This is a genomic window from Streptomyces millisiae (assembly GCF_031845425.1).
Classification (GTDB): Bacteria; Actinomycetota; Actinomycetes; order Streptomycetales; family Streptomycetaceae; genus Streptomyces; species Streptomyces millisiae.
The window spans coordinates 52,793-66,590 of sequence record NZ_JAVREM010000026.1; the positions used below are offsets into that span (position 1 = coordinate 52,793).

General features: G+C 74.4%; 14 protein-coding genes. 10 read left to right on the forward strand and 4 right to left on the reverse strand.

The genetic code is table 11. The annotated features are described in order from the left end of the window. Positions 1–9 precede the first annotated feature (9 nt). On the reverse strand, positions 10–336 hold the full coding sequence (locus RNC47_RS19870; RefSeq protein WP_311600568.1) for a hypothetical protein: 327 nt from the start codon (positions 334–336) through the stop codon (positions 10–12). A gap of 150 nt (positions 337–486) precedes the next feature. Here RNC47_RS19870 and RNC47_RS19875 point away from each other — a divergent pair, with 150 nt between their 5' ends. The 7 genes from RNC47_RS19875 to RNC47_RS19905 all read left to right on the forward strand — a co-directional run bounded on the left by RNC47_RS19875 (position 487) and on the right by RNC47_RS19905 (position 7,471). After that, complete coding sequence (locus RNC47_RS19875; protein ID WP_311600569.1) at positions 487–1,455, forward strand: STM4015 family protein; 969 nt, start codon at positions 487–489, stop codon at positions 1,453–1,455. Next, positions 1,436–2,572, forward strand: a complete 1,137-nt coding sequence (locus RNC47_RS19880; protein ID WP_394814825.1) for an STM4014 family protein — start codon at positions 1,436–1,438, stop codon at positions 2,570–2,572. The genes RNC47_RS19875 and RNC47_RS19880 overlap by 20 nt, the downstream gene beginning before the upstream one ends. A 16-nt stretch (positions 2,573–2,588) precedes the next feature. Beyond that, positions 2,589–3,395, forward strand: coding sequence for an STM4013/SEN3800 family hydrolase (locus tag RNC47_RS19885; protein WP_311600632.1), 807 nt, complete (start codon positions 2,589–2,591; stop codon positions 3,393–3,395). Next, positions 3,392–4,732: an STM4012 family radical SAM protein gene (locus RNC47_RS19890; protein ID WP_311600572.1), complete on the forward strand. Its 1,341-nt coding sequence runs from the start codon at positions 3,392–3,394 to the stop codon at positions 4,730–4,732. Before RNC47_RS19885 ends, RNC47_RS19890 begins: the two co-directional genes overlap by 4 nt. Before the next feature lie 11 nt (positions 4,733–4,743). Next, on the forward strand, positions 4,744–5,661 hold the full coding sequence (locus RNC47_RS19895) for an STM4011 family radical SAM protein (RefSeq protein ID WP_311600574.1): 918 nt from the start codon (positions 4,744–4,746) through the stop codon (positions 5,659–5,661). A 117-nt stretch (positions 5,662–5,778) separates the two neighbouring features. Beyond that, positions 5,779–6,351, forward strand: a complete 573-nt coding sequence (locus RNC47_RS19900; protein WP_311600575.1) for a hypothetical protein — start codon at positions 5,779–5,781, stop codon at positions 6,349–6,351. 88 nt (positions 6,352–6,439) lie between these two features. Beyond that, entirely contained in the window at positions 6,440–7,471 is a 1,032-nt protein-coding gene (locus tag RNC47_RS19905) for a LacI family DNA-binding transcriptional regulator (protein ID WP_311600577.1), read from the forward strand. 10 nt (positions 7,472–7,481) lie between these two features. Here RNC47_RS19905 and RNC47_RS19910 read toward each other — a convergent pair whose 3' ends face one another. Then, positions 7,482–8,957: a glycoside hydrolase family 43 protein gene (locus tag RNC47_RS19910; protein WP_311600579.1), complete on the reverse strand. Its 1,476-nt coding sequence runs from the start codon at positions 8,955–8,957 to the stop codon at positions 7,482–7,484. 117 nt (positions 8,958–9,074) lie between these two features. Between RNC47_RS19910 and RNC47_RS19915 the strand changes: the two genes are divergently transcribed. From RNC47_RS19915 to RNC47_RS19925, 3 genes are read left to right on the forward strand one after another with little or no spacing between them, the layout of a single operon-like run. Further along, the gene (locus RNC47_RS19915) at positions 9,075–10,415 is read left to right on the forward strand and encodes an ABC transporter substrate-binding protein (protein WP_311600581.1); all 1,341 of its coding nucleotides are present in this window, start codon (positions 9,075–9,077) and stop codon (positions 10,413–10,415) included. Further along, on the forward strand, positions 10,412–11,395 hold the full coding sequence (locus RNC47_RS19920; RefSeq protein ID WP_311600583.1) for a carbohydrate ABC transporter permease: 984 nt from the start codon (positions 10,412–10,414) through the stop codon (positions 11,393–11,395). Before RNC47_RS19915 ends, RNC47_RS19920 begins: the two co-directional genes overlap by 4 nt. A 35-nt stretch (positions 11,396–11,430) precedes the next feature. Beyond that, complete coding sequence (locus tag RNC47_RS19925; RefSeq protein WP_394814826.1) at positions 11,431–12,252, forward strand: carbohydrate ABC transporter permease; 822 nt, start codon at positions 11,431–11,433, stop codon at positions 12,250–12,252. Between the two features lie 21 nt (positions 12,253–12,273). Here RNC47_RS19925 and RNC47_RS19930 read toward each other — a convergent pair whose 3' ends face one another. Next, entirely contained in the window at positions 12,274–13,251 is a 978-nt protein-coding gene (locus RNC47_RS19930) for a M56 family metallopeptidase (protein ID WP_311600634.1), read from the reverse strand. Positions 13,252–13,261: 10 nt separating this feature from the next. Beyond that, positions 13,262–13,642 (reverse strand): BlaI/MecI/CopY family transcriptional regulator, encoded by a 381-nt coding sequence (locus tag RNC47_RS19935; RefSeq protein ID WP_311600587.1) that lies wholly within the window; start codon positions 13,640–13,642, stop codon positions 13,262–13,264. Between the last annotated feature and the right edge of the window lie 156 nt (positions 13,643–13,798).

A 13,798-nucleotide genomic window follows, 5' to 3' on the forward strand; every position in this document is an offset into this window, starting at 1 on the left:
GGTCCGGTCTCAGTCGGCGACGATCCGCACCGAACCCGGCACGTACTCGCGCTGCCTGACGACCCGGTACCAGCCCCTGGGCAGGGGGATCGCCGCGTGCTCCTCGTGGACCACCCGGGCGCCGTCCGGCACGTGCAGCAGCATCGGTCCGAACGCGCCGCCCTCCCTGACCAGCCGCCCCGGGCCCACCACCGCGTGCGCGTGCCCGGTGACCTCGCCCAGCGCGAGGACGAGCCGGCCCCGCCCGTCGCGCGGCTCCGACGCGGCGTCACGCGCCTCCCCCGGGACCGCGTCCTCGGCCAACGGCACGATCAGGACGTCTCCTTGCCGGTACATGGGTCTCCCTCCCGTCGGGCGCCCGGTGCGCCACGACTCCGGACTGTAGGAGGGGGCACTGACAACTCGCCCCGACCGACCGCGTTGTCGGTGGGGCTTGGTAGAACTCCCGTGACCGTCCGGTGAAACGACGAGAAGGAGCGGGCGCGCATGACCATCGGGAACCATCTGCCGGACTTCCACGGCCTGCCCGTCCTCGACTTCCCGGACTCCGTGAAGGGCGAGGGGGACGCCGCCGGGCTGCCGGCCCCGGAGTCGGTGGCGTGGCGGGTCGCGGTCGACTCCTACGACAGCGACGAGGAGTGGGAGGACGCCTTCGCCCGGTTCCTCGCCGCCGTCGACACCACACGGGTGCGCGCGCTGGTGGTGGGCGCCTGGAGCAACGTGTACGACACCGGCCCCGAGGCGGTGATCGAGGCGATCGTGGCGGCGCGGGACCGGCTGCCCGCGCTGCGCGGGTTGTTCCTCGCGGACATCACCTTCGAGGAGTCGGAGATCTCCTGGATCACCCAGGGCACGGTGACGCCGCTGCTCGACGCCTTCCCCGAGCTCGAGGAGTTCGCGGTGCGCGGCGGCAACCAGCTGGAGTTCCCGGCGACCCGCCACGAGCGGCTGCGCCGGCTGACCATCGAGACCGGCGGAATGCCGGTCGCGGCGGTGCGCGGCGTGGCGGCCAGCGACCTGCCGGCGCTGACCCACCTCGACCTGTGGCTGGGCACCTCCGCCTACGGCGGCGACGCCGAGGTGGGCGACCTGGCGCCGATCCTGGCGGGCACCAGGCTGCCCGCGCTGACCCACCTGGCGCTGCGCGACAGCGAGATCCAGGACGAGATATGCGCCGCGCTGGCCTCGGCCCCCGTGGTGGCCAGGCTCGACGCCCTCGACGTGTCGATGGGGGTGCTCACCGACGACGGCGCGGCCGCGCTGCTGACCGGCCAGCCGCTCACCCACCTCAGGACGCTCGACATGCACCACAACTACCTGAGCGAGGCCATGCGCGCCCGGCTGCGCGAGTCCCTGGAGCCGGCCGGGGTGAGCCTGGACCTGAGCGACGACGGCGCCGACTCCCACGACGACGGCGACGGCACCGTGTGGCGCTATGTCGCGGTGGGTGAGTAGCGCGGCGCCGGCGGCTGGACCGCGCCGCTGGGCGGTCGTCGGCAACGGGGAGAACCGGCGCGTCGGCCTGTTCACGGCCGCCGCGCTGGCCGCCGGCCTGCCGGCGCCGCGCGTCGTCGAGTGGCGTGACGTGCTGCGCGACGGCGGCCACGACTTCGCCGCCGACGAGGTCGTGCGGCTCGACTCGCCCGGCGAGAACGCCGAGGTCGACCGGCTGCTGCGCGGCGTCGACGAGCCCACCCGGGTGGAGGGCTCCGCCACCTGGTACGCCCGGTTCCTTACCGCGGTCGGGTCGCTGCGCGGCGGGGTCCGGCTGGACGATCCGACCGAGCTGGCCGTGCTGTTCGACAAGCGGCGCTGTCACGCCCGGCTGGCGGCGGCCGGCGTGCCGGTGCCGCCCTCGCCCACCTCGGGCGGGGCGTGGCCGGTGCGCGGCTGGGAGGACGTGCGGGCGGCGATGCGGGAGCACCGCATGCCGCGCGTCTTCGTCAAGCCGGCGCACGGCTCGTCCGGGTCCGGGATCCTGGCCGTCGAGGCCGGCGCCGGCCGGCTGCACGCCACCACGCCGGTCGAGGTGGCGCCCGGCGGCCGGCTCCACAACTCGCTGCGGGTGCGCCGTCTCACCGACGAGCGGACGGTCGCCGGCATCGTCGACGCGCTGGCGCCGGACGGGCTGCACGTCGAGCGGTGGCTGCCGAAGGCCGCGCTCGCCGGCAGGTCGGCCGACCTGCGGGTCCTGGTGGTGGCGGGCCGGGCCACCCACGCCGTGGTGCGCACCAGCCGCTTCCCGCTGACCAACCTGCACCTGGGCGGGGTCAGGGGGGACCTGGCGGCGGCCAAGGCCGCGGCCGGCGACCGGTGGGCGGCGGCGCTGGAGATCTGCGAGCGGGCCGCCGCGTGCTTCCCCGGCACGCTGTGCGTCGGCGTCGACCTGCTGCCGGCGACCGGCTGGCGCCGCTTCGCCGTCGGCGAGGTGAACGCGTTCGGCGACCTGCTGCCCGGGCTGCTCGGGCTGCCGGGCGGCGGGGCCGAGGAGCTGGACACGTACGCGGCGCAGCTCGCGGCCGTGCGGAGCGGCTGGCCGCCGCGACCGAGGAGGGACCGTGCGCCACACTGACCCGGCGAACCCGGACATGAACGAGGTGGTGGGCCGCGACGACCTGCTGCTGCTCACCCTCGACACCCTCCGCTACGACGTGGCCGTGGAGCTGGCCGCCGCCGGGCGGCTGCCGAACCTGACCGCCAGGCTGCCCGGCGGCACCTGGGAGAAGCGGCACGCGCCCGGCAGCTTCACCTACGCCTCGCACCAGGCGATGTTCGCCGGCTTCCTGCCGACCCCCGCCGCACCCGGCCGGCACCCGCGGCTCTTCGCCGCCCGGTTCGCCGGCAGCGAGACGACCGAGGAGCGCACCTTCGTCTTCGACGCGCCCGACCTGGTCTCGGCGCTGGCCGGGCGCGGCTACCACACGGCGTGCGTCGGCGGCGTCGGCTTCTTCAACAAGCGGGGGGCGCTGGGCGGCGTGCTGCCGGGGCTGTTCCACGAGAGCCACTGGGAGCCCGAGTTCTCCGTCGCCTCGCCGACCTCCTTCGAGGCCCAGGTGGCGCGCGTGGAGCGGATCGTCTCCGCGCTCCCCGCCGACCGGCGGCTCTTCCTCTTCCTCAACGTCTCGGCGCTGCACCAGCCCAACTGGTTCCACCTGCCGGGCGCGACGCGGGAGGCCGGCGACAGCCTGGCCACGCACGCCGCCGCGCTGGAGTACGTCGACCGCCACATCCCGCGCCTCTTCGCCGCGATGAGCTCGCGGCGCCGCTGCTTCGCCATCGTCTGCTCCGACCACGGCACCGCCTACGGGGACGACGGGTACACCGGGCACCGCCTCGGCCACGAGGCCGTGTGGACCGTCCCCTACCGCCACTTCTTCCTGGAGCCGTCCGCATGACCACCGCCGTTCGCCCGCCCCGGCCCTACCAGCACTACGTCTACGCCTATCCGCACAAGACCGCCTACCGGCCGCTGCCCGACCGGCCGCTCCTCGCCGACCTGTGGGCCGGCGAGTCCCGGCGCGCCCTGTCGCTCTACGCGCACATCCCGTTCTGCGAGGTCCGCTGCGGCTTCTGCAACCTGTTCACCCGGGTCGGCGCTCCCGAGGGGCTCACCGGCCGCTACCTCGACGCGCTCGAACGGCAGGCGGTCGCGGTCCGTGCGGCACTGGGCGACGCGGAGCCAGTGCGGTTCGCCAACGCCGCGTTCGGCGGCGGCACCCCGACCTTCCTGACGGCCGCCGAGTTGGCGCGGCTGTGCGACATCGCCGAGCTGCGGATGGGCGCCGACCTGCGGGCGATCCCGCTGTCGGTGGAGGCGTCCCCGGCCACGGCGACGGCCGACCGGCTCGCCGTCCTGGCCGAGCGGGGCGCGACCCGGCTGAGCCTGGGGGTGCAGAGCTTCGTCGAGGAGGAGGCGCGGGCGGCCGTGCGGCCGCAGCGCCGCGCCGACGTGGAGGCCGCGCTCGCCCGGATCAGGGAGGCCGGCGTCCCGGTGCTCAACATCGACCTGATCTACGGCATCGACGGGCAGACGGCGGCCAGTTGGCGGCACTCGCTGGACGCGGCGCTGGCCTGGCGCCCCGAGGAGCTCTACCTCTACCCGCTCTATGTGCGCCCGCTGACGGGCCTCGGCCGGCACGCCGACCCCGAGGCGGCCGACCGCGCCTGGGACGAGGCGCGGCTCGCCCGCTACCGCGAGGGCCGCGACCACCTGCTGGCCAGCGGCTACGAGCAGCTGTCGATGCGGATGTTCCGGCGGGCCGACGCGCCCCCGCAGGGCCCGGACGACTACGCCTGCCAGACCGACGGCATGATCGGCCTCGGCTGCGGCGCCCGGTCCTACACCTCCACGCTGCACTACTCGTTCGACTACGCGGTCGGCGCGCGGGAGGTCAGGGGCATCATCGACGCCTACGTCGCCACCGAGGAGTTCGACCGGGCCGTGCACGGCCGCGCCGTCGACGAGGACGAGGCGCGGCGCCGGCACCTGCTGCAGTCCCTGCTGCGGGCCCGGGGCCTGGCGGTGGCCGAGTACCGGCTGCGGTTCGGCTCGACCCCGCACGAGGACTTCCCCGCCGAGCTGGAGACGCTGGCCGCCCACGGCTGGCTGGCGGATACGGGTCCCGAGCTGGTGCGCCTCTCGCCGGCGGGCCTCGCCCACTCCGACGCCGTGGGGCCCGAGCTCTTCTCGCCCGCCGTGCGGGCGGCCATGGCCGCCTACCAGCCGAGGTGACCGCGCCCGCCATGGACCTGACGATCCTGTACCGGGGGCCGCTCGCCTCCTGCGACTACGACTGCCCCTACTGCCCGTTCGCGAAGCGCCGGGACACCCCGGCGCAGCTCCGCGCCGACCGGGCGGCGCTCGACCGGTTCACGGACTGGGTGCGGGCCCACCGGGAGGACCGGCTCTCGCTGCTCTTCACGCCATGGGGCGAGGGTCTGGTGCGCTCCTGGTACCGCGCCGCGCTGGTCGACCTCTCGCACCAGGCCCACGTCGACCGGGTGGCGATCCAGACCAACCTCAGCTGCCGCGTCGACTGGCTGGCCGACGCCGACCTGGACACGGTGGCGCTGTGGTGCACCTACCACCCGGGGCAGACGCCCCCCGAGCGCTTGCTCGCCAAGACCCGGCGGCTGGCCGAGCTCGGGGTGCGGTTCAGCGTCGGCGTGGTCGGCCTGCCCGAGCACCTGCCGCACGCCAGGCGGCTGCGCGCCGAGCTGCCCGAGCACGTCTACCTGTGGGTCAACGCGGCCGAGGGGCACCGCTACACGGACCAGGAGGCGGCGCGGTGGACCGCGCTCGACCCGCTCTTCCCCTACAGCAGGCACCCGCACCGGTCGGCGGGCCGCCCGTGCCGCACCGGTTCGACGGTGGTCTCCGTCGACGGCGACGGCACGGTGCGGCGCTGCCACTTCGTCAGGGACGAGCTGGGCAACCTCTACGACGGCTCCTACCGCGCGGCGCTCGCCCCGCGACCGTGCCCGCTGGCGGTCTGCGACTGCCACATCGGCTACGTGCACCTGGAGACGCTGCCGCTGTACGACGTCTTCGCCGGCGGCGTCCTGGAGCGGATACCGGCGGCGCCACCGCCCATGCCCGGATCGGCCGGATCGCCCGTGGCGCTTTCCTTGCTCCCCCGGACCGATCCCGCCAACCGCTGAACGGCCAACGAACGTCCGGGGCCCGGGATCGACCGGACGCACCGCTCCCCCACCGCCGCCCTCCCGGCTGGGGCATGCTCGGCGGGACACGGCACGCGGACCGGGAGGCGGACAGTCGTGGGGTGGTACAGCGAGGAGTTCGGTACGTCGCACGAGGGCACGGTGCGGGCCGTCCTGGCGGACGGCGGCGAGCCGAAGCCGGTCTACTTCGACGTGGGCAGCGGCAGTCACGTGCCGGCGGTCAGCGACTGGTGGATCTACGACGGCACCTGCGGGGCGCCCCGCGCCGCCGGCCTGCGCGGCTCCTGCTCGTGCGGCTGGCGGGGCGCCCGGCAGCAGCCGATCGACTGGGCGGCCACGCCCGACCTCCGCGACGTGGACACCGACCCCCTCTACGAGGACTGGGCCCGCCACATCGCGGAGGTCGACGCCAGATCGGTCCCGCTGCCGCTCGGCCTCGAGGGGCTGCTCGGCCAGCTGGACGAGCAGCTGGAGCTCCTGGCCAACGACGCGCCCCTGGCCGCGCTCCGGGCGGTGGCGCTGCTGGAGGGCGTCGCCCGGCGCGTCGGGGGCGACGCGGCCGAGGCCACGCTGACCGACCAGGTGCCGTGGGAGACCGTGGGTCAGGCCCTCGGCATGACGGCGGACGAGGCCCGCGCCCACCTCCGCCGCTACCGCCCCCGCTACTGACCCCGGCCCGGCGGCTCCGCCCCGCGCCGAGTCGAGCGACTAGGATGCCGTGATCGCCGGCCGCCGGGCCGGCCGGAGGTGGAGCGGTGTGACCGAGCGGGGTTCGGCGCGTCCCCCGAGCATGGTGGACGTGGCCAGGGAAGCGGGCGTGGCGCACGTCACCGTCAGCCGGGTGCTCAACAACCACCCGTCGGTGCGCCCGGGGACCAGGGACCGGGTGGTCGCGGCCATAGAGCGCCTCGGCTACCGCAGGAACGACGTGGCGCGGTCGCTGAAGAGCGGGCGGTCGATGACCATCGGCGTGGTCATCGCGGGCTCCGAGCTCTTCGAGCTCCCGCGCATCCTGCTGGGCGTCGAGGAGGCGGCCCAGCGCGCCGGCTACTGGGTCAACATGAGCAGCTGGCAGGGCGGCGACGTCGACCGGCTCGCCGAGACGGTGGACCGGCTGGCCAGCCAGGCCGCCGAGGGCGTCGCGGTCATCGCCGACCGCCCCGTGGGGGCGGAGGCCCTGGAGGGGCTGGTCACCCGCGTGCCGATGACGGTGGTGATGTCCGGAGACCTGGCCAACCCCGCCATCGGCTCCGTCGAGCTGGACCAGGAGCTCGGCGCCCGGCTCGCCACGCGCCACCTGCTGGAGCTCGGCCACCGGGAGATCCTGCACCTGACCGGCCGGCTGACCACCTTCGACGCCCGCGCCCGGGTGGACGGCTGGCGGGCCGAGATGCTGGCGGCCGGCGTGCCGTCCCCCGAACTGCTCGAGGGCGACTTCTCGGCCGCCAGCGGCTACCGTCTCGGGCTCGACGTGGCCCGCCGCGCGCGGCGGCCGACGGCCGTGTTCGCCGGGAACGACCAGATGGCGATGGGGGTGCTCGCGGCGTTCGCCGAGCAGGGGGTCGCGGTCCCCGGCGACGTGTCGCTCGTCGGCTTCGACGACATCAAGGGCTCCGAGTACCTGGTGCCCTCCCTGACCACGGTCCGGCAGGACTTCGTGGCCCTGGGCCGCACCTGCATCGAGGTCCTGCTCGGCGTGATGGGCGGGGAGCGGCCCCGCCACCACCTCATCGCCCCGTCCCTGGTCGCCCGGCGCAGCTCGGCGGCGCCGGCCCGCCGGCCGGCTTAGGCGCCCCGGTCTAGGCGCCGGTGTAGGTCACGTCCTCGACGGTGACCCACGGCGTGGTGGCCGGCCCCTGGTGGGACACGCCGAGGAGCACGCCGACGAAGCCGCCCGCGTCCTCGGTGCTGAGCAGCCGCGCGTCGACCGTGGCGTGGGCCTCGAAGTCGCCCCGGACCACCGCGCCGAAGGCGTAGCTCCGGCCGTCGGAGCGGATCTCGAGACGCTGCCGGTCGGCGCCGGGGCGCTCGGCGAGCACCGTGCGGGCCCCGCCGTCCCACAGGACGGTCTCGACCACGACGTCGTCGGCGGAGCGCACCACCGCCTGGCTGACGAAGCGGTCCTGGTTCTGGAACGCCACCAGCGCGGCGTGCTTCTCGGGCGATCCCGGGGCCGGGACCGTCGCCGCGAACGCGAATCGGTGCCGGTCCTGGCGGCGGCCGAGGAACGCGGGGCGGCCCCGGGAGGCGAGCCCGTCGGGCGCGGGCGCCAGCGAGAGATCCCGTCCGCGCCACCGGTGTCGGACGGGGCCGCGCAGGCCGACCCAGTCGGCGGGGGCGTCGTCCGCCCCGGCCGCGTGGCCGTCCGGGCCGGTGAGCGCGCCGACGCCGGGCGCGAAGACGGGCCCCTCCGGCTCCCAGGAGACCGGCACCAGGAACACCTCGCGGCCGAGGTTGTGCGCGCCGTCCACCGGGCGGACGCCGAGCACCAGCGCCCAGGTGTCGCCGGTCGGGGTGTCGACCAGGTCGGCGTGGCCCACGTTCTGCACCGAGGCCCCCGCCCCGAGGTGACGGTGGGTCAGCAGCGGGCTGCGCGGGTCGGTCGTGTAGGGGCCGGTGGGCGCGCTCGCCGTGGCCGCCGTGACGGCGTGGTTGCGCTCGGTCCCGCCCTCGGCCGCCAGCAGGTGGTAGACGTCGCCCCGCCGGTACAGGTGGGGCGCCTCGACCCAGGTGCCGGCGACCGCGCCACTCCAGATCACCCGGGTCGGGCCGAAGAGGCTGAGCGACCGGTGGTCGAACTCGCGCAGGTAGATCTCGGCGGGTCCGGTGGCGTCGGCCGCGAGCGCGTCCCGGGTGGCGGTGAACCAGGCGCGGCCGTCGACGTCGAAGAACAGCGACGGGTCGATGCCCTCGGCGTCCAGGCGGACCGGCGGTGACCACGGGCCCGCCGGGTCGGCGGCGGTGGTGACGAAGGTGGCGCGGCCCCTGCGGTCCTCGGCGACCGTGTAGACCACGTAGAAGAGCCCGTCGTGGTGCCGGATGGTGGGCGCCCACACGCCGTCGGAGACGTCCAGCCCGTCGAGGTCGACGTGGTCCGGGTCGGCGAGCACGTGCCCCACCCGCTCCCACCGCACCAGGTCCCGGCTGCGGTGCACGGGGAGCCCCGGGAAGTACGTGAACGACGAGGTGACCAGGTAGTGGTCCTCGCCGACCCGGCAGACGGACGGGTCCGGGTGGCAGCCCGCGACGACGGGACGTATCTCGGCAGCGGGCACATCGGCTCCTTGAGTTCTGGGCAGGCCACTTGACGAATGACAACGTTGCCATGAGCATAGGGCAACCTCAAGCAGGGACAAGCGGGACGCTTTCCCTGTGCGTCAAAGGAGATGTGCATGACCACGCCACCCCGAACTCGCAGCAGCGGGGGCCGCCTTCGCCTCGCCCGCGCGCTGACGGCCCTGGCCGTCGCCGGCGTCACCACCGCCCTCGCGGGGTGCGGCGCCGAGTCGGACGAGGCGGACGGGCCCGTCACGCTGGAGTTCTGGACCTACAGCCTCAAGGCCGCCGATCCCGCCGCGCAGGCGATCATCGAGCGGTACGAGGAGGAGCACCCCGGCGTCACCATCGAGCTCTCCGAGGTCGGGGGCACGGCGGAGACCTCGTCCAAGCTGCTCGCCGCCGACCGCGCCGACGACGTGCCCGACCTCGTGCAGGTCGAGTACCGCGCGCTGCCCTCGCTCGTCGTCTCCGGGGCGGTCCGGGACATCACCGACGACGTCGCCGACGTGCGGGAGAACGTCGACGAGAACATCTGGGCCCTCAACAGCGTCGACGACCGGGTCTACGGGGTGCCGCAGGACATCGGGCCCATGATGCTCACCTACCGGGCCGACCTCTTCGAGCAGTACGGCGTCGAGGTGCCGACGACGTGGGAGGAGTACGCGGAGGCGGCCGAGACCATCCACGAGCAGGACCCCGACGTCTACATCGCCAGCTTCTCGGCCAGCCAGTTCGAGTTCTTCGCCGCGCAGGCCGCCCAGGCCGGCTCCCGCTGGTGGAACGCCGACGACGAGGGGTGGACGGTCGGCATAGCCGACGAGGCCTCGCTCCAGACCGCGGACTTCTGGCAGGACCTCGTCGAACGCGACCTGGTCTCCGTCGAGCCGCTGCTGACCCCCGAGTGGAACGCCAAGGTCAACGACGGCCGGATCCTCAGCTGGGCGGCGGCCGCCTGGGCGCCGAGCGTCCTGTACTCCGTGGCGCCCGACACGGCCGGGCAGTGGGCGGCCGCGCCGCTGCCGCAGTGGACGCCGGGCGACCCGGCCGTGCCGTTCCAGGGCGGGTCCACCTACCTGGTCCCGGAGAAGTCGGAACACGCGGAGGAGGCCGCGGAGTTCGCCGCCTGGCTCGGCGCCTCGGACGAGGGCTCGGAGCTGCTCCTCGACCTGGACCTCTACCCCGGCGGCAACGGCGGACGCGAGGCCACGCTCTCCAGCGACCCGCCGCGGCTGATGCCCGAGCAGACGGACTTCTACGCGATGGCCGACCAGGTCATCCAGGACACGACGATCCCGATGACCTGGGGTCCCAACGTCAACGTGGCGCAGAGCGCGTTCAGCGACGCGCTCAACCAGGCCGCGCTGGACGGCACCTCCTTCCGTGACGTCTACACCGCCACGCAGGAGGCCGTCATCGAGGACCTGGAAGACTCCGGCTACCCGGTGCGGCGATGACCACCGAGCAGACGACCACCCTCCCGCCGGGCGCCCGGATCGTGGGCGCCCGGCGGGCCCCCGCGCCGCCCCACCGGGCCCGCCGGGCCAGGCGGCGCCTCGTCCCCTGGCTGTTCGTCGCCCCGGCCATGGCGTTCTTCGTCGCGTTCCTGCTGGTGCCGATCGGCTACGCGCTCTACCTGAGCTTCCGCGGCCTGCGGGTCGAGGGCTCCGGGGCGTACGGCCGCCGGGTCGAGGGATTCATCGGCCTCGACAACTACTCCGCGGTGCTCGGCGACCCGGAGTTCACGGCGGGTCTCGGGCGGCTCCTCGTCTACGGCCTCATCGCCGTGCCGAGCGTGCTCGGCCTCGCGCTGCTCTTCGCCCTGCTCCTCGACACGCCGCGGGTCCGCTTCGCGGGCTTCGCCAGGACCGCGATCTTCCTGCCCTACGCGGTCCCCGGCGTGATCGCGAGCCTGCTGTGGGGCTTCCTCTACCTGCCGAGCACCAGCCCCGTGAACTACCTGGCCAGGGAGCTCGGCGGCGGGCCGCTCGACATGCTCTCCTACCCGGTCCTCTACTTCGCCCTGGCCAACATCGCGCTCTGGTCGGGCGTCGGGTTCAACATGATCGTCATCTACACGTCGCTGCGGTCGATCCCGTCGGAGGTCTACGAGGCCGCGCGGATCGACGGCGCCTCGGAGTGGACCATCGCCCTGCGCATCAAGGTGCCGCTGGTGGCCCCGGCGCTCGTCCTGACCGGTCTGTTCTCGGTCATCGGCACCATCCAGCTGTACAGCGAGCCGGCGACGCTGCGGCCGATCACCACCACCATCTCCTCGACCTGGGTGCCGCTCATGAAGATCTACCAGGAGGCGTTCATGAACGACAACCTGGGCGGGGCCGCGGCGGCCTCGGTCGTGCTGGCCGTCGGCACGCTGCTCGTCTCGCTCGTCATCCTCCGCTTCTTCCAGCGGCGCACCTTCGGGGGTGACGCGTGAGCGGCGTCGCCACCCGGACGCGGACGCGGCCCCGGATGGCCCCGGCCGCGACCCTGGTGCTCCTGGCCGGCGCCGTCTACTGCCTGGTGCCGGTGGTATGGGTGCTCGTCGCGTCCTCCAAGTCGCCGCGGGAGCTCTTCACCAGCTTCAGCTTCGCCCCCGGCACCGGCCTCTGGGACAACATCTCCTCGCTCAGCACGTACGGCGACGGGCAGTTCTGGCGCTGGGGCCTCAACAGCCTGATCTACGCCGGCGGCGGCGCCCTGGCCTCGACGCTGGTCTCGGCGATGGCCGGCTACGGCCTGGCCAAGTTCGCCTTCCGCGGCCGCGAGCTGCTGTTCGGCTTCATCCTCGCCGGCGTCCTGGTGCCGGGGATCGTGCTGGCCATCCCGCAGTACCTGCTGCTCGCGGAACTCGGCCTCGCCGGCACCTACTGGTCCGTTCTGCTGCCCACCGTCATCAACCCGTTCGGCATCTTCCTCTGCCGGGTCTTCGCCCAGGCGGCGGTCCCGACCGAGACGCTGGAGGCCGCCCGCGTGGACGGCAGCGGGGAGCTGCGGATCTTCGCCACCATCGTGCTGCCGATGATGGCCCAGGGCCTGGTCACCGTGTTCCTGCTGCAGTTCGTCGGGATCTGGAACAACTTCCTGCTCCCGTTCATCATGCTCTCGGACCAGGACAAGTACCCGATGACCCTCGGCCTGTACTCGTTCCTCGCCAAGGGGGCGGGGGACACCGACCTGTACCCGCTCATCATCGTCGGCTCGGCCATCTCCATCCTCCCCCTCATCGCCCTGCTCCTGGCGCTCCAGCGCTTCTGGCGCGCGGACCTGCTGGCCGGCGGGCTCAAGGGCTGACCCGGACCGCCCGCCGGTCGGTCACTCGCGGTGCGGCTTCTCGACGTGCGCCGTGCCGGCGATCGAGGCGGCGGGGGCCAGGGAGACGGCCGCGGGTATCGCCAGCAGCACGGTGCCGACGCCGAGGGCGATGGTGGGCAGGAGGCGGGCGCGGCCGCCGGCGAGCGGGCGGTCGATCAGGCGGCGGACGCGTTCGGCCAGGTCGGGTCCTGTCATCGGCAGCGTGCCGGCGCGCTGGCCGGGGACGACGTCGGTGACGGTGCCCAGGTCGAGGAGTGCGCTGGCCAGGTTGGTGCGGCCGTGGCGGCGGGCCGCCCGGTCGTCGGCGGCCATCTCGCTGAGGCGCCGCACCTGGGGCGCGTAGTCGCGCAGCAGGCCGGTCCAGCCGACGGCGGCGGTCACCGTGTCGGCCACCAGGATGGCGTGGTGGTGGCGCAGCCGCAGATGGGCCAGCTCGTGCTCGACGGTGGCCGCCAGTTGGCGCGGGGTGAGCAGGCGCAGGGCTCCGGTGGTGAGGACGACACGGGACCGGCCGCCGGAGCCCGGGACGCAGAAGGCGGCCGGGGTCGCGTGGTCCAGCACCCGGAGACCGCTGACCCGGCTGGGCACGGGCTCGGCCAACGCGTCGACGACCAGGCGGTGTTCGGCCCGCTGCCGGCGTGCCCTGACGAACCGGTAGGCCCCCGTGGCGGAGAGGGCGCCCGCCCCGGCGAGCAGGAGCAGCAGGGCGGCGTCGGCGATGCCGGTGAGGGGGACGGAGCCGGCGTAGGCGGCGTGCACCTTCTTCTCGTGGGCGTGGAAGAGCCAGGCGACCAGGTGTTCCCACAGATCGTGGGCGGCCAGCAGCAGCACGGCGGTCAGCGAGGCGAAGAACCCCAGGACGGCGGCGTGCCACAGCCGCAGGGCGGTCTCGGGGAAGCGGGCGACCCACGCGGCGCCGGCCAGGAGGCGGGTGGCGGGGTAGCCGAGGGCGAGGGCGTGCAGGAGGAGCGTGAGCATGACGGGCACGTCAGTCTCCTTCGCGGGTGTCGGGGTCCTTCTCGACCCGCGTGAGGGCGGCGCGCAGCGCGGCGGCCTCGGCGGGGTCGAGGCGGCCGGCGAAGCGGACCAGGGCGCCGGTGCGGTCGGCGGTGGTGTCCAGGGCCTGTTCCAGCAGGGCGGCGGTGTAGTCGTCTGCGGAGCGGGCGGCGGTGTACCGGTAGGCGCGGCCGGCCTTCTCCCTGGTCAGCCAGCCCTTGGCGCGCAGCCGGTCCACGATGGTCATGACCGTGGTGTAGGCCAGCGGGCGGCGCTCGTTGAGGGCGTCGGCGACGTTCTGCACGGTCACGGGCTCGGCACTGTGCCACACCACGTTCATGACTTCGGCTTCCAGCTCTCCCAGCGGCCGCATCGTCGTTCACCCTCGTTCTCTCGCGCTGTCCGGCGGCGGCTGTGGGGCCGCCGGGGCCCAGTCTGCCTGCCCGCCGGGGCTCCGCCGCGACCGGAGGCCGGAAACCCCCCTCCATGAATTCCTACGGACTGTAGTAGCTTGCGGGTGTGGATGCCG